Below are 21,396 nucleotides of genomic sequence, written 5' to 3' on the forward strand. Positions count from 1 at the left end.
TCAAGTCCGAGCAGCCGACACGCGCTGCAGGAGCTGCAGGAGCTGCGCAAGCTGCAGCCGCTGGTGACCACCGGCGACCGTCACCGGTCGCTGAGAAACGTAGGTTTTTTGTCCGTTGGCATTGAGTTTTGCAATGCGAGGGGGAACAAACATGCGCAAGTCCACAGGCAGGAACCCTTCTCCCGACGCTCCCGACGCTCCCGACGCTCCCGATCGCGGCCTGCTGCCCGGTGAGCAGCCGCCCTCGCAGCCAGCGCGCCCAACCCCGCGAGCAGCGCAGCCAGCGCAGCCAGCGCCAATAAAGCTCGCAGCCACACGCAGGCGACGCGAAGTTGCGACGGCAAAGCTCCATTTCGAGGCCCTCGAACCGCGCATTCTTCTCGACGGCGATCCCGCCGCAGGAGTCATGACTCTTGCCGGCAGCATCGACGTTCCCGGCGAGCAGGATTACTACCGGTTCACCGTCGATGAAGCCAGCCGTGTCGTCCTTGACAGCCTGAGCAATTGCAGCGACCTGAGCTGGCGCCTGGACGGTCCCGGCGGCCTGCTAGGGCAGAGGTCTTTCAGCGCCACCGATTCCCCATACAGCAGTCCGCCAGCCTACGATCTGACGCCCGGCCACTACCAGCTGCGGGTCGATGGCGCGCAGGACGCGCTGGGCGCCTACTCGCTGCGCGTAATCGACGCCGCTTCGGCAAGCGTGATCGACCCAGACACGCCAGTCAGCGGCGTGCTCGAGTTCGGCAACCAGAGCGCCGCCTACCGCTTCCGTGCCAGCGCCGGGGACAGCTACACTTTCAAGGCCACGACGCCCGCCGCCGCTGCGCTTTTCGGACGCCTGCTCGACCCCTTTGGCCGCCAGGAGGGCGTCAGCTTCGATGCCCGGCACGATAGCGCGCGCTTCACCGTACAACACAGCGGCGAATACCTGCTCCTGCTCGAAGGCGCTATCGCCAATCAGGCAGCGCTGACCTACGACTTCACCCTGCAAGCGGTGGTCGACAGCGTCTCGCCACTGCGCATCGGCGAAACGCAGATCGCCCACATCGACCAGCCCGGCAAGGTCGCTCACTTCAAGTTTGCTCTGGACGATACGACACCGGTCATTTTCGACCGCCTGAACAACGCCGGCTTCGCCTGGTCGCTGAGCGGGCCGGCCGGTCAGCAGGTCACGCGCCGGGTGGCGGGGCAAAGCGCGCTCTTCGACGGCGGCGAGCGACTGCTGTTGCCGCCCGGAAGCCATACCCTGTCGGTCGACCTCGACGGCCCAGGCACGGGTAGTTTCCCTTTCCGCCTGCTCGCCGCCGACGCGGCGCCGGAGCTCGTCGCGAACGCCGTAACGAGCGGCCAGCTCGAGCAGGCCACCGCGTCGCAGATCTACAAGATAGCGCTCAATGCCGGCGACAAGCTCTTCCTTGAGCCGCGCTCGGTCGCCGGCGGCTCACTCGCCTGGCGGCTGGTCGACCCCTGGGGAGTGCGAGTCGCGGCCGGAAATTTCAGCGCCGCGGCGAATCCCGTCACCATGACCCGACCATTTACGCTGCCATCGAGCGGCGAGTACTGGCTGCTGCTCGATGGCGCGGACAACAACGCCGCCGACGTGGCGCTCGCCTACGAATTCTCGCTGCACGCAGTCCCCGATGTGACGCGGACGCTGACCCTCGGCGAGACCATTTCCGAAGCCATCGCCAGCGCTGGCCAGTCGACGATCTTCACTTTCGATCTGGCCGAGGCAACGCAAGTAGCGTTCGAAGCGCAGAGTCTGCGCGCCGATATCGTCTGGTCACTGGCCGGACCGCGCGGCAAAGAGGTCAGCGATCGGCGTTTCGACGATAGCGACGATAGCGGCGCCAGCACGTCCGCCAGCCACCTCGGTATCCTCACCCTGCCGCCCGGTGAGCACCAGCTGACGGTGCACGGCACAGCCGCCGCCAGCGGCGAGTTTTCCTTCCGCCTGCTCGATCTCGCGGCCGCGCCCGCCTTGGCCTTCGATGACAGCAGCAGCATCGCCCTGCCCCCCGGCAACAGCACCCACGCCTATCGCTTCCTTGCCGAGGCCGGCGACCAGATCGCCCTCGAGAACATGAGTGGCAGTAGCGGCGACAGTGACAGCAGTGGCGAAGAAGTCATCTGGCGGCTGGTCGACCGTTTCGGCCACGACGTCGGCGCACCCACCGCCCTACCGGCTGCCGGCAACAGTTCCGACGCCCGGCTGCTGAGCAGCGACGGCGCTTACACCTTGCTCCTCGAAGGGCGCCTCGATGCGACGACGCCCCGCGACTATGGCTTCCAGCTCAAGCGCATCGGTCAGCTGGAGCTGGTCGAACTGCCCACCGGTGAGCCCGCGCCTCTCGGCACGATGCTTGCCGGCCTGCTGCCCACGGCCGAAGCCACCCGGACCTATCGCTTCACGCTCTCCGACGACCGTCAACTGGTGTTCGACACACAGGGTGGCTTCAGCAGCGCCATCTGGTCCTTGCAAGGGCCACGCGGCAGCGAAGTCGAGAACCGCCCCCTTTACCGCAGCGACGACGCCGACGCCAACCCACTCCTGAATCTGCCGGCAGGAGACTACGCCCTGACCGTCAAAGGCAGCGCCGCAACAGGCAGTGTCATTGGCGACGGCGCCTACGCCTTCCGTCTGCTCGACAGTGGCAGCTTCGAGGAATTGGCGCTCGGCCAGCGAGTGGTGACCATGCGCGTGGCAGCCGCCTCGACAATCGGCTACCGCGTTTCCGCGACGGCCGGCAGCACCCTGATCCTGAACGCCGTGGATTCGGCTGGCGGCGTCTGGCGTCTGCTCGACCCCTTCGGACGCCAGGTCGCGGCGGCCTCGGGCGCGAGCATCACGACCAGCATCAACATCGCCACGACTGGCCGCTACACGCTGCTCAACGATGGCTACTACGGCGCCAAAGGCGCGTCAAATGTCGGCTTCACGCTTTCCCGACAGAGCAAAGTCAGCGCGGCGCTGGTCTTCAACCGCCCGATCAGCGTCGGCTCGGCCGAAGTCGGCAGTGTCGCCGAATATCGTTTCACCCTCGACCAGGCGAGCACCCTCGTCTTTGATGCCCTGAGCGGTCCCTTGAGTGGTCCCCCGAGCGCGCCATCCTCCCGCTGGATGCTTGCCGGTCCGCTCGGCACGGTACGGGGATGGACTTCCTTCCGCGACGATCAGGGGCAGATTCTTCGCCTGGCGCCTGGCAACTACCTGCTGACCCTGGACACTTTCAGCCCGCAGGTCGCGGAATACCGCTTCCGCGTGCTGAATGCCGACGCCGCCATCGACCTCCCCTCGGGCACGAGCATCAACGAAACGATCCCCGCGGGTGAAACGCGTCTGTACCGCTTTACCGCAGAGGCCGGCCAGCACAGCATCGTCTCCCAACTCCAGCTCACTGGCGACGCCAATCAGAGAGTCTCCTGGCAATTGTGGGATCCCTATAGCCGCCCGCTGGCCACTCTCCGCGCGAGCGTCACGGAAACCGAGCTGCCGAGTAGCGGCGAATATCTGCTGGCGGTGTTTCCCGACTTCGGCTACGAGGTGCCGGACTCCTCGCCACGCCCCATTGCCTTCGCCTTTGCCCTGACGACTTCCCGTGCGGCACCGCTGACGCTCAACGAACGCAGCTTCGGCAGCATCGAACGCGCGGGAGAAGGCGTCAGCTACGGCTTCACGCTCACGGCACCGAGCTCACTGCTGATTGACACGGGCCAAACTAGCGGCGCCGACGCTAGCGATTTCGTGTGGCGATTGAGTGGGCCGCGCGGCGTGGAAGCGCCGCTCAACGGCGCTGCTGGCAACGCGCCGCTGAACAGCTTCGCCACTACGCGCTCCAGCGTGCTGTCGCTGCCCGCCGGCAACTACAAATTCGACGTATCCAGCCCCACCCTGGCCACCGGCAGCTTCAGCTTTCGCTTGCTCGACACGGCCGACCTGCCTCTCCTTCCGTTCGAAAGCTTCGTCCCACTGACCCTTAGCCCGGCAAGCGAGGCACAGGCATTCTCGCTGCGCGTCGACGAGGACAGTGACTTCATCTTCACGCCGACCATCACGCCGACGCGCGACGGCGACTGGCGCATACTCGACAGCCTCGGCAGAGCACGGGTCAGCGGCCGCATGTCGGAGAGTAATGAACTCTTCAAACTGCCGGCCGGCAGCTACACCTTCGTCGTCGACGGCCAGGAAATCGACAACAGCACGGACAACCCGAGCGATACCTATGAATTCTATGAGTTCGTCCTGCGCCGCCTGCTGGTCCGCAGCCAGGAAATCGTGCTTGGCAGCGAAGTCTCCGGAGTTATCGATCAGCCCGGTCTGGTTCGCGAATACGTGTTTTCGATCGACGCACCGACAATACTCGTTCTGGATGCCCTGAGTGATAGCGACAATCTGAGCTGGGAGCTGCGTGGACCGGTCGGCCTCATCCACAACAACCATAGTTTTGGTGGCCATGCCACCGTCCAGCCGATCCGGCTGGACGCTGCCGGCCTCTATCGCCTGCGCATCGTTCCTGGCTTTGCCAGCACCGACAACTTCCGCTTCCGCCTGCTCGATGCCGGCCAGGCCGAAACCCTGCCTCTCGATAGCACGCAGACGCTGCTCTTCGACGCCGCCAGCCGCCTGCGACTCTTCCGCATCGACGGCACAGCCGGCGACCGCCTGAGCCTCGATGTCCTCAGACTGAGCGACGGCGCGGCATCGCTGCGGTTATTGGCCACCGACGACCTGCGGAGCATCTTCAACACTGCCGCCGGCAGCAGCGACTCAGCGATCGCAACGACGCTCCCGCGCAGCGGCACATACCTCTTGATCGTCGTCGGCAGGGGCGCCAACGACGCGCCGCTGATGCTGCGCTATGCGGCGACACTAGTCAGCTCCGAGGTCGCGACACTGACCGTTGGCAGCGAGGCCGCTGGAAACACCCGGCTTCCCGACTTTGCCGATCAATGGCAACTCTCGCTCGACTGGTCGACACGCCTGCTCTTCGACGGACTCACCGCTTCCGGAAACCGCTGGACCTTGCGCGCCGCCGACGGCTCGCTTCTCGCCTCCGGCGTCTGCGACGGCAATGCCTTTCTTGCCCTCGATGCAGGCACCTACACCTTCGCCGTGGAAGCCGACCAGATCGAAGATCTCGGCCCCTACGCTTTCCGCCTGCTCGACGTCGGCGCGGCCGAAACGCTGGCGCCGGACGAGGAAATACGCAGAACCCTGGACGCCGGCAGCGGCGCGCAAATTTTTCGCGTACCGCCGGTGAACGATGGCCGGCCATTTTCGGTTACGGCCCGCAGCAGTGACAGCGCAGCAGGCAGGCTCACCGTCTACGACGCTAACGGCATTCTGCTTGACGACTCCGCGCTCCCGATCGGCAAGCAGATCGAGCTGGACAGCACCACCGACGGGGAAAGCTTTCTGGTCCTGGAAATCGACCCGCTTTTCGAGATCTCGCTCGACTATGAGCTAAGGATCCACCAGGCGAGCCTCTCGCACACGCAGCCGGATGAAACCCTGGATGGCGTCCTGACGCACTCGGGCGACCGCGTCCGCTACCGGGTCAGCCTGCCTTTCGCTGCCACCCTGCCGACGCACGCCTGGGTACACGATGCCGGCTCGCGCGACATCCGCTGGCGTCTGCTAGCCGCCGGCGCAGATTCCGGCCCGACTGTCTGGTGGCCCGACGACGACGCCAGCTACAAGGAACTGCTCGGCGCTGGTGACTACGTGCTGATCATCGAAGCGACAGCCGACCAGGCCACCTACCGCCTGCAACTGCTCGCCTCCGAACACACGGAAGCACTCTCCGCGACGGGAACGAACGGCCGGCTGACGAATGCTCGCAACGCCGTCCTCTACCACTACGATGTCCATAGGGCTGGTGATCATCAGCTGCAGATCGCCACCGCCAGCGCGTCGCCCGTCCGCTGGGCAATCTACGACGCCGCCGGTCGGCAAGTGCATGGCGGCGACGATCCGGACTTCGACGACGGCGGCGCCGCGATGCATCACCTCGTTGACCTTGGCAAACTCGAAGCCGGACGCTTCATGGTCATCCTTTCCAGCGCCGCTCAGAGTAAGGACGAAGCCGACGCCGGGGACGGCATTGACTTCAGCCTCGCCTTGTCGCCGATGCCCCTGATTCCTGGCGATCGATTCTCCGGGCGCCTCACCGATGACGAAGGGATGCGTAGCTACAAGCTGCATGTACCCACAGGCACCTATCTCCAGATCCACGACCAGGGTTCGGACGCGGGCGTGCAATGGCGAATCCGCGACGCGCGCGACGCTCCCGATTCCGGCGACTGGCTCCCTCTTGGCCCGGCTCAGCCGGGTGACGACGAGCGGGAAGCCGACTCGCCCTACACCATGTATCTGTCCGCCGGCAACTACGAGTTGGACCTGTCGGCAGAGAGCGGCGCCGCCTTCAGCGTGCACCTGGTCGACCTGAATCAGGTGCCGCAATTGTCGATCGGCAAAACGCCGGCCAGCTTCGCAAGCGGCGAACAGGTCAAGGTGTTCCGATTCGACTCGACCCTGGAGGGACAATACCTTCGCCTCGAAATCGACACGGAGTCAGCCGAGGAGCCGGCCGAAGAACTCAGCTGGCTGCTTTTCGATAGCTGGTTCGACCTGCTCGCACACGGAAGCGGCGCCAACACCTCGATCGAGCTGTCAGGCGACATTGGCACCTACACCCTCGAACTGAAGCGACAACCAGAGCGCGCGGCCAGCGGTGCGCTGAACACGCCCATCACCCTCGCCGCGTCGGCCCCGCAGACCCTGCAACTGGACGAAGTGCGCACGGTCAGCCTGGACGCGTCGAACCTCTATTCGCTCACCTACACTTTTTCGGTGACTGAGCGCAGCCGCATTGTCGTCGAGGCCTTGTCGGAAATATGGGATGTCGACTACCACCTGCGCAACGCAGATGATCAGCAATTGGCCGACAGCCATCTGGGCAGCAGGGACCACGACCTGCTCGAACTCGTACCGGGTGACTACGTACTCAGGCTCTACACCAGTTCGTGGCCAGGCAATCGCGATGCGTCGTATGACTTCAGCTTCCGCCTGCTGAACACCGCGGGTGCCGACTACCCGCTCCTGGAGCCCGAAGAGGAAGTCGCCGGCACCCTGGCTCCCGGCGAACAGCAGACGCAGATCTATTACCTGCAGGCACGAGCCGGCGAGCTGCTGACAGTCGAAATAAATAGCGCCAGGCGCTTCGACCGCTATGGCTACAACGACGTCAGCATTGCCCTGTTCGACCCGCTCGGTCGCCGCCTTGCCAAGCACTGGCTCGGCGACGGCAGCGCTTTGCAGGAGACGGTCGAAGAGTCCGGTGTTTACACCCTCGTCCTCTTTGGCGGCGACTATCTTGCCGGCACCGTGAACTACACCATCGTGGCAAGGCGGGACGCTGGCGATGAGCAAATGCCGCTCGCCAGCGTGCCTCTCGTGCTGGGCCTGGAACATAGCGACACGCTGGACGACAGCAGCGCGACCAGCAAGGCTTTTCGTTTCACCCTCGACCAGAACGCCCTCGCGCTAATCAAGGGTCACACCGGCGGCAGCGATGGCGCATGGGAAGCGCACTGGGTACTGCGCGACGCGGCCGGCTTGCTTACTGGTGACCATGGCTATTGGAATAGCGACGAGGCCAGCACCGATGTGCTGACACTCGCCGCCGGCGACTACACGCTGGAGGTGTCGCTCGACTATGGTCCGGGCGGAAGCATCGCTGTTCGGGTCGACAGCGGCACGAACGCCATCCAGGTAGTTGCCGGGCACGGTATCGGCGAGCTGATCAGCTTCGGCGACTCCGACTCCGGCGCCAGCATGTATCGAGTCGATCTCGCGGCCGGTGCCGAGTATCTCCTCCAGGCCGCGAACGGAAGCGAATGGTCGATTCACGGAGCGGATTTTTTGCAGGCGCACTTGCTTGCCGACGGCGCGGTGCTGCGCTTTGTGCCATCGCAGGACAGCAGCTGGTACTTCGTGAGACGCCGGGATTTCGCTGGCGACCCGAGCATTTCCATCGAACGGCCACAGCCACCGATCGTGCTCAACAGCCGTATCGAAGGCCAACTGCCTGCAAGTGACACCGGCGAAGCGCAACACAGCTATCGCCTTCGCTTGACCGAGAGAAAGCTGCTTTACCTCGATGTGGCAAAAGTCGACTCGCCGCTGCGAATTCTCTTCTACGAGGGAAGCACATGGCTGCGAACGATCGACGCCTACACGGCAGCACGCCCCGAGGAGCCGCTCGATCTTGAGGCCGGCGAGTACCGTATCGAGGTGCAGACGATCGCTGCGCCAAGCGGCGATACGGCCTACGCCATGCGCCTGTTCGACCTCGCCACGGTACCCACCCTGTCGCTCAACACAGCTGTCTACGGTCGCCTGCAGGCCGGCGAAGCGGCCATCTACGCCGTCGATCTTTCCGCAGGGACGCCCCTCGACTACCAGCCCGGCAAGCTCGGCGGACTGTACGGGTGGTGGCGCCTGCTCCGTAGCGACGGCGCCCAGGTCGCGGCGGGCTCTCTCGACGAACCAAGGACGACTGTCACAGCACCGCCGCCGGGACACTACTTCCTCGTCTGGGACAGCGAGCAGCAGTCGGCGGCTGGCGGAGAGGCGGAGTACCGCTTCGCGCTGAAAACGACACAGCTAATCGCGCTTGGCGAACAGGTCGGCGGTGAAGCTTTCGCCGCCACCGCCAGCGCGGTCTATCGCTTCAGCGTACCGACGGCGACGCGCGTGCTGCTCGACCTGGCCCGTAGCGAAAGCGACAGTGCCGCTTTCACCTGGCGGATTTCTCGCGAAGGACAACTGATCGACCAGGGGAGGCTGGCCAGCGCGGCAAGTCTCGACGATCCACTAGCGCTCATCGAATTGCCGGCAGGAAGCTATCACCTTGCTTTTACCGCGGATACAGATCTCCGGCATGGCGACGATTTCGCTTTCAAACTACTCGACCTGGCGCAGGCACAGCCCTTGAGCATGGGTGCTTCGATCAGCGGCGAGCGCCTGACCGGCCAGGTCGCGGTCTTCAACTTCATTGCCGCCGCTGGCGACCGGTTGACGCTGGAACAACATTCCGGCGACAGCGAGCGCTGGTGGCTGCTCGACGAATTCGGGCAGGAGCTGGCGCGTGGACAAGGCACCGGTAGTGCCGGCCCCCTCGCCCGCAACGGCACTTATTTCCTGCTCCGCGATGATGGCAGCGACACCAACACTGGCGATGGCGCGACAAACCGCCACTTCGCCTTCACTGTCTCGAACGCTGGAGGACCCGCGCCAGCCTTGACATTGAACAGCATCGTAACTGCGACGCTCGACGCTGGCGGCAAGCTCGCCTTTCGCTTCACGACCAGCGACGCCGCGACACTATGGCTGAGCCCGCTGAGTGCGAACTTCGCCGCCCATGCCGAGGTCCGCAGCGCCGCCGGCTGGCAAGTGTATGCCGCCGACAGCTCGGACACAGCCAACACCTTTAATACCGTCAACACTGCACCACGCGCGATCAAGCTCCCCGCAGCAGGAAGCTACATCCTCGAACTGCGGGATGCCTCCAGCGAGCTGGCGGCCAGACAGCTACGCTTCGCGCTCAGTGAAACCGACGCCCTTGGCGACGCAGCACGCCTGCTCGCGGACACCCCGAGCAGTGGCAAGCTGTCCGCTGGCCGCGTCGTCGACAGCTATCGCTTCAGCATCCCCGAAAGGCGCGCCTTCGTCTTCGACGGCGACGCGGGCTCCGCCAGTGCTCTGCGTTGGCGCCTGCTCTCGGCCGATGGCGTACAGCAAGCCGATGGTGACGCCAGAAGCCACGGCTCCCCGCTGGCGATGGCGGCCGGCGAATACCTGCTGTTGATCGACGGCGCTGCCGACACCGCCCACGATCGACCCTACGCCTTCACGCTGCGCACCCCGCCGGCTACTGCCAGTAAGGTACCGCCTCTCGTCCTCGGCAGCACTGTTGGCCTGACCGTCGACGGCAACGGCAGCACACCTTACGCGCTGCACCTCGAGCAGCCCAGCGTCCTCGCCTTCGACAGCCTGAGCAGCGGTGCCAATCTATGGTGGCAACTCCTCGATCCTGCCGGCCTGCAGCTCTTCGCGCGGCGCATGCTGGACCCCGCTACGGATACCTATGCAAGCAGGGTCAACTACGCCCGCTACCATTCCGGCCCGCTCGCCGCCGGCGATTACACGCTGCTGCTCCGCAACTTCATCAGCACGCCGGAAAGCTGCAGCTTCCGCGTGCTCACGCTCGATGGCAGCCCGCTGCTGGCTCGCGAGACGCCAACGGCGATCAGCATTGCGCCGGCGGATGGCACGCAGACTTTCCGTTTCGAGGCGCGCGCCGGCGAGCGCTACTTCCTCAACGTGCTGGACGCCAGCAGCACGTCGAGTTCGGGAGCGGCTCGCGCCGTGGCGCAGTGGAAACTTCTCGACCCGCTTGGGCGGACAGTTTTCCAGCGCAGCGCCATGGGCGTGGCGAGTGTCGCCTTCGACCATGTCGACAGCGCCACGGGACAGATCGTCTACCGGCACAGCCTGCGCGGCGTCGATCAGGAGACGCCGGAACTCCTGCTTACCGGCAGTTATACGCTGGTGATCGATGGCGGCAGCACAGCCGCCAACCCTGCGGCACCCATTTCCTTCAAGCTCGGCCTGGTGCCGCAGGCAAGCACACAGACTCGTGACGAGTTCCGGGCCAAACCGGCAGCTGACCTCACTGTCAGCAGCATCGTGGCCCCTAGCGATGAGCTGCGCACCGGCCAGACGATAGACCTCGAGTGGCTGCTTGAGAACCGTGGCAGCGAGGCGACCGTGGGCAACTGGCACGAGCGCATCGTCGTACGCAATCTCGACAGCGGCCGCATCGTTGCCGACGTCTACGTCCCCTACGACGCAAGCGAGTCTGCCAATGGAGCGCTTGCCGCCGGCGACTCGCGCAGCCGTCGCCACACCCTCACTCTGCCTGCCGACGACAGCGCTGCCGGCCGCCTGCGGATAACGGTCATCGCCGACGCCGACAATGTCATCCACGAAAGCAGCGTCGGCGGGGTCAATGAGCGCAACAACGCCCGCTCCATCGAGATCGACGTCGTCCGGGCGCCGGCCAGCGAACTGCACATCGAAAATCTCGCCTTTGCAGCCGACAGTGCTTTCGAGCCCGGCGCCGAGGTTTGGATTACTTGGGATACCGTCAACCGCGGCAATCAGGCGGCCGCGCCCGGCTGGAGCGAGCGCCTGGAGTTACTCAACCAGACAACCCGCGAACTCGTCATCAGCGTCGTCCTCGACGATCTGGCGAGCGAAGAGCCGCTGGCGGTCGACGCCAGCCGCAGCCGCAGCGCGAGCCTGCTCTGGCCGAGCGGCAGCAGCGCTGCCGGACGCTTCCTGCTACGCGCAGTGACCGTAGTGGCCACGGCCAGCGGCAACGCCGACGCTGCTCAGCGCACCCAGTCAGCCGAACTGATCCACCTCGTCGGCGCCGATCTGGAGATCAGAAACCTGCGCGTGCTGCGCAGCGACGACACCGACATCCAGGCCGGCGGCAGGGTGAACATTCACTGGGAAGACTGGAACAGGGGCGATAGCTCGACCGCCCGTGCGTTCCCCGAGCGTATCGTGGTCACCAACCTCGACAGCGCCCAGCAACTGCTCGATAGCAGCGTCACCTACGACCCACTCGCCACCACGGCGGGCGAGCCGAATGGTGCTATCGCTCCCGGCGAGTACCGCGAGCGAAGCTTCAGTTTTCGCCTTCCCGACGGCTTGCGCGCGGTCGGCACTCTCGAAATTCGCGTCAGCGTCGACCAGGACCGTAGCGGTCTCGGCGTACTTTTCGAAAGCAGTGCCGCTGCTGCCCTCCCGGCCGACGCCGAGAGCAACAATAGCGCCAGAGTGCAACTGCTCGCGGCGAGCACGGCCTACGCCGACCTGCAGGTCGAATCCTTTGCCGCGCCAGCGACAGGCATCTCCGGCGAGCAGATCAGCATCGACTGGCAAGTCGCCAACCGCGGCAGCGCCGACGCTGACGGCGACTGGAACGACCAGCTCATCATCAGCCGCGACACGGTCATCGGCAATGGCGACGACATCCTTGTCGGCAGCTTCCGGCACAGCGGTGGCCTGCGTCACGGCGAGAGCTATACAGGCAGCGCCACGCTCACCCTGCCGTTCATCGCCCAGGGGCCGGTGTTCCTCGCGCTGCGCACCGACGCCGACCAGGAAGCGATCGAACCCGATACGCGCGCCGATAACAGCCACAGCACGGCCTTCGCACTGCAAAGCCCGTTCGCCGACCTGAGCGTAGTCGAGATCACGACATCCCCCCTTGCACTCAGCGGCGGAAGCGCCGACATCCGCTGGAGCGTGCGCAACGATGGCAACGCGATCAGCGACCAGGCGCTGTGGCACGATCGCGTGCTGCTCTCGTCCGACACCAGCCTCGACCCTAGTGACATCATCGTGGCCAACGTTCCACATGCCGGCACGCTGGCGCCAGGCGAAAGCTATCTCGGCGCAGTCACCGTGACGCTGCCGGGCGTCCTCAGTGGCGCCTACTTCGTGCTCGTCGACAGCGACGCCAACCGCAGGGTCGCCGAGAATGGACGCACCGGCAACAACCGTGCTGCCAGCGTCACGCCGCTAAGCATCACGCAAAAGCCAGTCGCCGATCTGGCGGTCAGCGAAGTCGTAGGGCCGACGATTCTGCGCCCGGGCGAAAATACCAGCATCAGCTACCGCACCCAAAATGTAGGAAACGCGCCCGTCGGCACTACCGACACTGACCACCCTGTCAACACTCCCTGGCGTGATCGCATCTACCTCGACCAGGGTGCCGCCGGGCTACGCGAGCTGGCAAGCGTGTTCAATTCAGGGTCGCTGGCGGCGGATGCCATGGTGTCGCGAACCGCGAGCTTCACCCTGCCGCCTTCGACGGCCGAAGGTGAATTCCGCTGGTTGGTCATTGTCGATAGCGACGACAGCGTCGAAGAGCTGGATGCGACCAACAACCGCAGCGCGTCGATGGCAACGGTCCGTATCGTGCGTAGCGACCTCGCCATCACGCACCTTGACTATCCTGGCCCGCTACAGTCCGGCTCAACCCTACACCTCGAGTGGGCGGTGGAGAACCACGGCGCAGCGGCGCTCGGGCCGTGGACAGACCGTATCACTCTGACCCACGACGGCGTTTCAGTCCTCGTCACCGAGCGTTTGCACAGCGGCCCTCTCGACGCCGGCGCGAGCTACCTCGGCAGCGCCGATCTGCTGATTCCGATCGACTTCCTCGGCGACTACGAGCTGATCGTCGTCAGCGACGCCAATGCGCAGCTCGCCGAGCGCAGCCGCAGCAACAATCGCGTCTCCGCGCCATTGCAGGTGCACCTCGCGCCCTACGTCGACCTGGTCGTCGGCGCGCTGACGCTAGACCCGGAAGGCGCGCTGCAACCGGGCGAAACGGTCACTGCGCACTGGTTGACGAGCAACGCGGGCAATAAGGCCGCCGCGGGGCCGTGGAGCGAACGCCTGGAACTGCGCAATGCGGAGACCCTGTCCTTGCTCGCCACCGTCGACCTGGCCAGCGATGGCCCGCTCGCTGCCGGCGCCAGCCGTTCGCGGAGCACGCAGTTCACCTGGCCCAGCGGCGCCGCCGCGGCCGGGCGCTTTTTGCTGCGCGTCATCGCCGATGCCGGCGGGCAGCTCGCCGAAGCCAATCCCGCTCGCAACGCCGAGACCAACAACAGCGCCGAACTGCTGCGCGTCACGGGCCCGGACCTGCTGCCCGGAAACCTGCGTGTCGAGCCGGCCGATGTGGGCGACATCGAGGCCGGTGCGACGCTGACGCTGGCCTGGGAAATCAGGAACGAGGGTGGCAGCGCCACCGACGCCGTCTTCAACGAACGCATCCGCGTGCGCAACATCGACACCGATGTCGTCATCCTCGATACGCATCTGGCCTTCGATCCGCTGAGCATGGTCGATGGACAGCCCGCTGGCCCACTGCAGCCCGGAGAGCCACGCCAGCGCCACTTCAACTTCACCCTGCCGCAGGGGCACCAGGGCAGCGGCCGCTTCGCAATCACGCTCACCACCGATCAGAGTCAGACCGGGGTCGGCGCCGTCTTCGAGCACAACCCGCAAGGCGACGCCGAAGACAACAACAGCGCCGGCGTCACGTTCTACTCGGCCAGCAGGGACTATCCCGACCTGCGCGTCGAAGCCGCCAATGCGCCACCGGGCAGCGTCGGCGGAGAACTCGCCGAAGTCAGCTGGAGCGTCGCCAACCGCGGCACGGTGGACGCCGACGGCGGCTGGAACGACCAGATCATTCTCAGTACGGACGCGCTCATCGGCAATGGCGACGACCTGGTGATCGGCAATGTCCGACGCGAGGGTGGCCTGCGCGTCGGCGAGAGCTACACGCAAAGTGCCTCGGTCAGGGTGCCGCTGCGCAGCGCCGGTGCTTACACCCTGGGCATCCGTACCGACAGCGCCAGGGAAGCCGAGCCCGACCCGGCTGCGGACAACTTCAGCAGCGCCCTGCCTTTCGAGCTGATCACGCCGATGGTCGATCTGACTGTCGTCAGCGTCGACACGCCGAGCATGGCGCGTAGTGGCGAAGAAGTGTCGATCAGCTGGCAGGTGCGCAACCTCGGCAACGCGACCACCGACCGCGCAGATTGGAACGATCGCCTCGTGCTCTCCACCGACACGAGCGTGAGCAACGATGACCTGGTCGTCGCCGGCTCACTGGTGCACAGCGGTGCACTTGGGCCGGGAGAGGACTATCGCGGCCAGGCGACGCTGATCCTGCCGCGCGATCTCGACGGTGATTACTTCGTGCTCGTCGAAACCAACGCCAATCGTCGCGTCAACGAAGGCGGCCGCAGTAGCAACAACAGCGCCGCGAGCGCCGCCGCCCTGGCCATCCGCCTGACACCGACGCCCGACCTGACGGTCAGCGACGTACTCGGCCCCAACGCCCTGCGACCGGGAGATCTGGCCAGCGTCAGCTACACCCTGAGCAACAGCGGGGCGGCACCGAGCAGCGGCGCCTGGCGCGACCGGATTTTCCTCGAAGACAGCGCCGGCATGCCGCGGGAAGTGGCCAGTGTCTTCAACAGCGCCGTGCTGGCCGCCGGCGACAGGGTCACGCGCAGCGCCAGCTTCACCCTGCCGACATCGCTGCCCGACGGCGAATGGCGCTGGCTGGTCAAGACCGACAGCGACGACAGCGTCTACGAGCGCGGCGCCGAAAACAACAATCTGGCACGCGCCAGCGACACCCTGCGGGTCGCCCGTGTCGATCTGTCGGTGCACGTTTCCGACCCAGCGCCGCTGCTCTCCTCGGGCGCCGTACTGCACGTCGAATGGCAGGTGCGCAACGCCGGCGGTGTCGCCCTCGGCAGCTGGAGCGACCAGGTCTTCCTGGCGCCTACGGATGGCTCGGCGCCAGCGCAGCGACTCGCCGAGATCGTCCGCCAGGGCCCGCTGGCGAGCGGCACCAGCTACGACGCGGTGGCCGACATCGTCGTGCCGCTGGACTTCTCCGGCGCCTACGACCTGATCGTCGTCAGCGACGCCGGCAATGCCATCGGCGACGGCCAGCGCAGCAACAATCGCTCGACCGCGTCGCTGCAGATCGAGCTCTCGCCCTACGCCGATCTGGCGGTGAGCGCAGTCAGTGCGCCGCAAACGCTGATCGCCGACCCGGCAAGGCTCACAGTGGCGTGGACGGTCAGCAACCAGGGCACGGGTGCCGGCCGTTTCAGCAGCTGGAGCGATCGCGTGCTGCTCTCGCGTGACGACATCCTCGGCAATGCCGACGACCTGCTCATCGGCGACTACCGCCACGACGGCGCGCTGGCGGCAGGCGAGTCGTACAGCCGCAGCGAAGACATCCCGCTCGCGGCGCGCAGCAGCGGCCGTTTCCGGCTCTTCGTCGTCAGTGATGCGGGCAATGAAGTCTTCGAGAATCACGCCGAAGCGAACAATATTGCGTACCTCGAACACCCGCTCGACGTAATGCCCGTCGCCTACGCCGACCTGCAGATCGCTGCGGTGACCAGCGCCGGCCTCGCCGCCAGCGGGCGGCCGCTGACAGTGAGCTGGGAGGTGTTCAATGACGGCATCGGCAGCACCGACAGCAGCGAGTGGTCGGACCAGGTCTGGCTCAGCCGCAACGCCGACGGCAGTGGCCTCGTCGCGCAGTTTGGCCCGGCCCGCCACATCGGCCAGCTCGCGGTTGGCGCCCGCTACGCTCGCAGTCTCGAAGTCGTCCTGCCGGAGGGTATCAGCGGCACGCACTACCTCAACGTGCGCACCGGCGGCCCCTTCGAGTTCGTCTTCACCGACAACAACAGCGGCCACTCGCTGCCGCTGCCGGTCGAACTCTCGCGCTCACCCGACCTGCAGGTCGAGAGCCTCGTCGCCCCGGCCAGCGCACAGGAAGGCGCGCTGATCGACGTCTCGTGGAGCGTCGTCAACCAGGGCGACGCCGACGCCAATGGCAGCTGGGTGGACAGTGTCTGGCTGCTGCCGGCCAGCGGCAGCGGCCAGCCCATCGCCCTCGGCAGCTTCAGCCACCAGCGCAGCCTGGCCGCCGGAACGCGCTATACGCGCACCGAGCAACTGCGCCTGCCGACGAAAGTCGAAGGCCTCTACCGGCTCAAGCTCATCACCAACGCCAGGCTCGGCGAAAGTAACGCCAGCGGCGAGCAAATCTACGAACACGGCGAAGCGCGCAACAACAACAGCCTGCTCGCCGCCGCAACGACGGCTATCGGGGTCAACGCGCGACCCGACCTGCGTGTCACCAGCGTCATCGTCCCCGAGCAGATCACCGCCGGCACGGCAACCGCCATCCGCTTCACGATCGGCAACTTCGGCGCGGCGCTGGCCAACGGCCGCTGGACCGACAAAATTTACCTGTCGCTCGACGGCACGCTCAGCGGCGACGATCGGCTGCTCGGTGAAATGGCCAACGCTGGCGCGCTGGCGCCCGGCGAAAGCTACGCCAGCGAAACGGCGCTGCTCGACATCCCGATCCGCCTGCGCGGCGACGCCTTTCTGATCGTCGTCGCCGACGGCAGCTTCAAGCTCGACGAGTATCCGAACGACGCCAACAACGCCTATGCCGCCCACTTCACGGTCACGGCCGTGCCTTTTGCCGACCTGGTCAGCAGCGCCGTCGTCGCCCCGGACCAGGCGGTGCACGGCGCCAGTATCGAAGTCCGCTATCAGGTCAGCAACCATGGCAGCGCGATGACGCGCGGCGACTCGGCGGCGCTCGATCGCTGGACCGATACGGTCTGGCTGGCGCGCGACAAACTCCGCCCGGGTGCCCACAAGGGCGACCTCCTGCTCGGCTCCTTCAGCCACGTCGGGCATCTCGGCGTCGGCGACAGCTACCTCGCCAGCGTCCGCGTCAGCTTGCCCGACGCGCTGCCCTCGGGCGAATACTTCCTGAGCGTCTGGAGCGACACCTACGACGTGATTCTCGAAGACACGCTGGCGACGAACATCAACGCCGACGACCCGAGCCAGATCGACAACAACAACTACCAGGCGCGAGCAATCAGCGTGCTCGGAACGACACCGCCGGACCTGCAGGTCAGCGAACTCGTGGCGCCGGCGACGGTGGCCATCGGCGCGAGCTACAGCTTCAGCTACCGCGTCGAGAACCGCGGCGACGCCTTCGACGGCAGCTGGACCGATTCGGTCTACCTGGCCGACAGCGCCGACTGGCAGACGGCAAGCGAAGTCTGGCACCTCGCCGACTATGCCCAGACGCGCAGCCTGGGCTTCGGCGAAGGCTACAGCGTCAGCCAGACGCTGCAACTCGCGCCGTGGATCAAGGGGCGCTTCCTGATCCTGCGCAGCGATAGCGGCAAGCGCGTCGCCGAGTCGGACGACGGCAACAACGCCCGCGCCACTGCTTCGCAACTCGAGGCCGAAGCCGCCGACCTGCGGGTCACCGCGGTAAGCGCGCAGCCTGACGATGGGGGCGATGGGGGCGATGCCGACGATGCCAACAATGCGCCGCACTTCTCGGGCGAAGAAACGACGCTGACCTGGACCGTCACCAACTTCGGTGGCCCGGTGTGGTCGGGAACGCGCAGCTGGGTGGACAGCCTCTACCTCAGCCGCGACCCCTCGTTCATCGCCGCAAGGGCGATCCCGCTGGGCAGCGTCGTACACGCCAACGTCGGCGGTCTCGCCAGCAACGCCAGCTATACCGCCACGGCAAGGCTGCGTTTGCCGGTCGGTGCCGACGGCGAGTACTACGTCTACGTGATTACCGACGCCGAAAGCGACAGCGGCGACCCGAGCCGGCGCCGGGCGCGCCTGGAGTTGTCGTCCGGAGGCAGCCTCGCCGGCAGCAGCGCCTGGTATGGCGGTGCAAACCAGGCGCCGGGCAGCGTCTTCGAAGGCCCGCGCAACGACAACAACCTCGGCCGCGGCACGCTCACCATCAGTTATCGCGAGCCGGATCTGCAGATCGACAACATCGCCCTGGCGCTGGCCGAAGGTCAAAGCGAAGCCTTCTCCGGGCAGCCCCTGACGATCAGCTGGACGGTAAGCAATCGCGGCAACCGCGAAACGCGCCGCAGCAGCTGGGTCGACGGCATCTACCTGTCACGCGACGCCTCGCTCGATTACGCTGACCACGCGCTGCAGACCTACGCCGTGCAACTGAACGACAAGGGCCAGCCGAAAACCCTGCGCCCTGGCGAGTCCTATACCGCGTCAATCACCACCGCGCTGCCGGCATCGATCAGCGGCGATTTCCACATCCTGGTCAGCACCGACACCGCGATCTTTGCCGACCCTTACTCCAGCGGAACCAGCAGCATCCGTGCAGACTTGCCGCCGCTGGCTCGCTTTGGCGACGCCGCCGGAACGGTTCTCGAATTCGCTGCCGAAGGCAACAACCTGGCAGCGACGCCGCTGTCGATCAGCCTGGCCACGCCGCCCGACCTGCAGCTCGTTGAAGTGCTCGCCCCGGAGCGGGTCGTCGCCGGCCAGGATTTCAGCGTCAGCTACCGCGTCGTCAATGCCGGCGGCGACACGCCAGGCGACCAGGGCCGCTGGTACGACCTGGTTTACCTGTCCCGCGACCGCTACCTGGACATCAGGCAGGACCGCTATCTCGGCTACCTCGAGCATTCCGGCGGCCTCGCCGCTGCTGCCAGCTACGACGCCACGCGGGTGCTCACTGCGCCGCAGCAAATGGAAGGCCCGTGGTACGTCTTCGTCATCAGCGACCCGGCAAACGCCTGGGGCGGCGGCGAATTCGGCAGGCTGCGCGAGTTCGGCGGCGAGCAGAACAACGCGCTGGCCGCCGTGCAGCCGCTGCTGATCGAGGTCCCGCCGCCGGCCGATCTGGTCGTCACCAACCTTGTCATGCCGGGCAGCGCTGGCGTCGGCGAGCCGATCCGTATCGATTTCAGCATCAGCAACCAGTCGAGCAATCCCGCCTGGGGACGCTGGACCGATGCCATTTACCTCTCGGCCGACAACGAATGGGACCTCGGCGATCAGTTGCTCGGCAAGCTCGATCACGACAGCGGTGCCAGCGGCCTGGCCGCCAACGCCAGCTACGACGGCACGCTGAGCGCCTCGCTGCCGCCACTCAAGGACGGCAACTGGCGGCTCATCGTCCGCCCCGACCTGTACAACGAAGTCTTCGAAGGCAGCATCAGCTATAGCGCGGCGACGGGCCTCAGCCTGCCGCCCGGCGAAGCCAACAACCGTAGCGCTTCGGGTGGCACGCTGCAGGTCAGCGTCCCCGCAATGCAGATCGGCACGCCGCTGCAAACCACCCTCTCGCCAGGCCAGGCGCGTCTCTACAAAGTCGCCGTCGCCGCCGGCGAAACGCTGCGCGTCAGCCTCATTGCCGATACGGGTGCCGATGCCGACGATGGCAGCAACGAACTCTATCTGCGCTACGGCGAGGTGCCCAGCGGCTACGCTTTCGATGCCGCCTACGAGCGGCCACTGGCAGCCGATCAGGAAGTCTGGCTGCCGAGCACGCAGGCCGGCGACTATTACCTGCTGCTGCGCTCACGGCAGGGCGCCGCCAACACGCCGGTGACCCTGCGCGCCGACCTGTTGCCGCTGTCGATCACGCACATCAGCCCCGACCAGGGCGGTGGCGGCGAGCAGGACAACAGCGACGACAGCGGCAACAGCGCGCACCGCTGGGTCAGCGTCGACATCGAAGGTGCCCACTTCAAGCCCGGCGCCCTCGTCAAGCTGACGCGACCGGGAGTCCATGAAGTCGAACCCGAACGCTGGCAGGTACTCGACGCGACGCACATCCGGGCGGTCTTCGACCTGCACGGCGTGCCGCTCGGGCTCTACGATCTGAGCGTCATCAATCCCGATGGCCAGCGCGTTACCGAAGCGCAGCGCTTCCTGGTCGAGCGCGCCATCGAGGCCGACGTGACCATCGGCATCGGCGGCCCGCGCACCCTGACTCCTGGTGAAAACGGCCTGTACAGCGTCTCGCTGCAGAGCCTGAGCAACGTCGACACACCGTACGTGCGCTTCGACCTCGGCGTCCCGGAAATGGGTTACAGCGACGAAGTGCTCAACGGCATCGCCCTACCCTACCTGGTAGTCGGCAGCAATGTCGGCGGCCGCCCCGACGGCGTCAGCCTGGACGCGGCCGGCAACACCCAGACTTACGGCCCGACGCCGACCAGCGGCACAAGCCGCCCGGACATTCCCTGGGCCAGCCTCGATGGTGCGCTCAATACCGACGGCATCAACCTGCTGCCCGGCTACGCCCTCGATGTGGCAGCCGGCGGCTACGTCGGCATGAGCTTCAACGTGCAGACCTATCCCGGCCTCGCCGAATGGCTGGCCTACGACTTCGACGGCCTGCGCGACAAACTCTATGCGCTGCGCCCGGAGTGGAAAGAGCAGGGACTGCTCGACGGCGGCGTGCAGGACCTCGAGCGCATTGCCGAAGGACTGGCGCAGAAGTTCCTTGCCAGGAACCCCGACGAACACCTGCTCAAAATCGAACAGCTGGCCATGCCCTTCCGCTTCGACATCAGCGGCGCCGCAACGCCGCTGACGCGCGACGAATTCGTCGCCGAGCAGGTCGTGCACGCCACCAGGCTGCGCGCCGCAATCCTCGCCGACGCGGCCGCCCCCGCCAGTCTCGCGGCGCTCGCCGCCGACCCCACGCAGTGGATCGCCGGCTGGCTTGGCGCCCTCGAAGCGGCCGGCTTGCTGCGCCCGCTCGACGAAGCGCCACCGATCCGCAGCCACCCCAAGGTTGTCAGCCTGAACAGCACGCTGGCCAGCGGCATCCTGCTCGCCCACGGCGGCGACGCCTATCGCACCCAGGGCGACCTGCTCGGCTT

General features: G+C 66.2%; 2 protein-coding genes (1 of these 2 running past the window's edge). One reads left to right on the forward strand and one right to left on the reverse strand.

Annotated elements, in window-relative coordinates:
- Window positions 1–153: a hypothetical protein gene (locus QZ648_RS16800; RefSeq protein ID WP_169066851.1), complete on the reverse strand. Its 153-nt coding sequence runs from the start codon at window positions 151–153 to the stop codon at window positions 1–3.
- On the opposite strand from QZ648_RS16800, the gene QZ648_RS16805 reads away from it, so the two are divergent.
- Window positions 152–21,396, forward strand: partial view of a CARDB domain-containing protein gene (locus QZ648_RS16805; RefSeq protein WP_291997733.1) — the 5' portion only. Its footprint extends 12,640 nt past the window's final position; 21,245 of the gene's 33,885 nt are visible here — the first part of the coding sequence; its start codon is at window positions 152–154; the stop codon falls past the right edge of the window. The two genes, QZ648_RS16800 and QZ648_RS16805, sit on opposite strands and share 2 nt — an antisense overlap.

The organism is Candidatus Accumulibacter sp. ACC012 (genome assembly GCF_907163155.1).
In the GTDB taxonomy this organism is placed as follows: Bacteria; Pseudomonadota; Gammaproteobacteria; order Burkholderiales; family Rhodocyclaceae; genus Accumulibacter; species Accumulibacter delftensis.

Bases quoted from the DNA above. Each gene is read 5' to 3' on its own strand.
- QZ648_RS16800 (WP_169066851.1), bottom strand. From the start codon at position 153: ATGTTTGTTCCCCCTCGCATTGCAAAACTCAATGCCAACGGACAAAAA.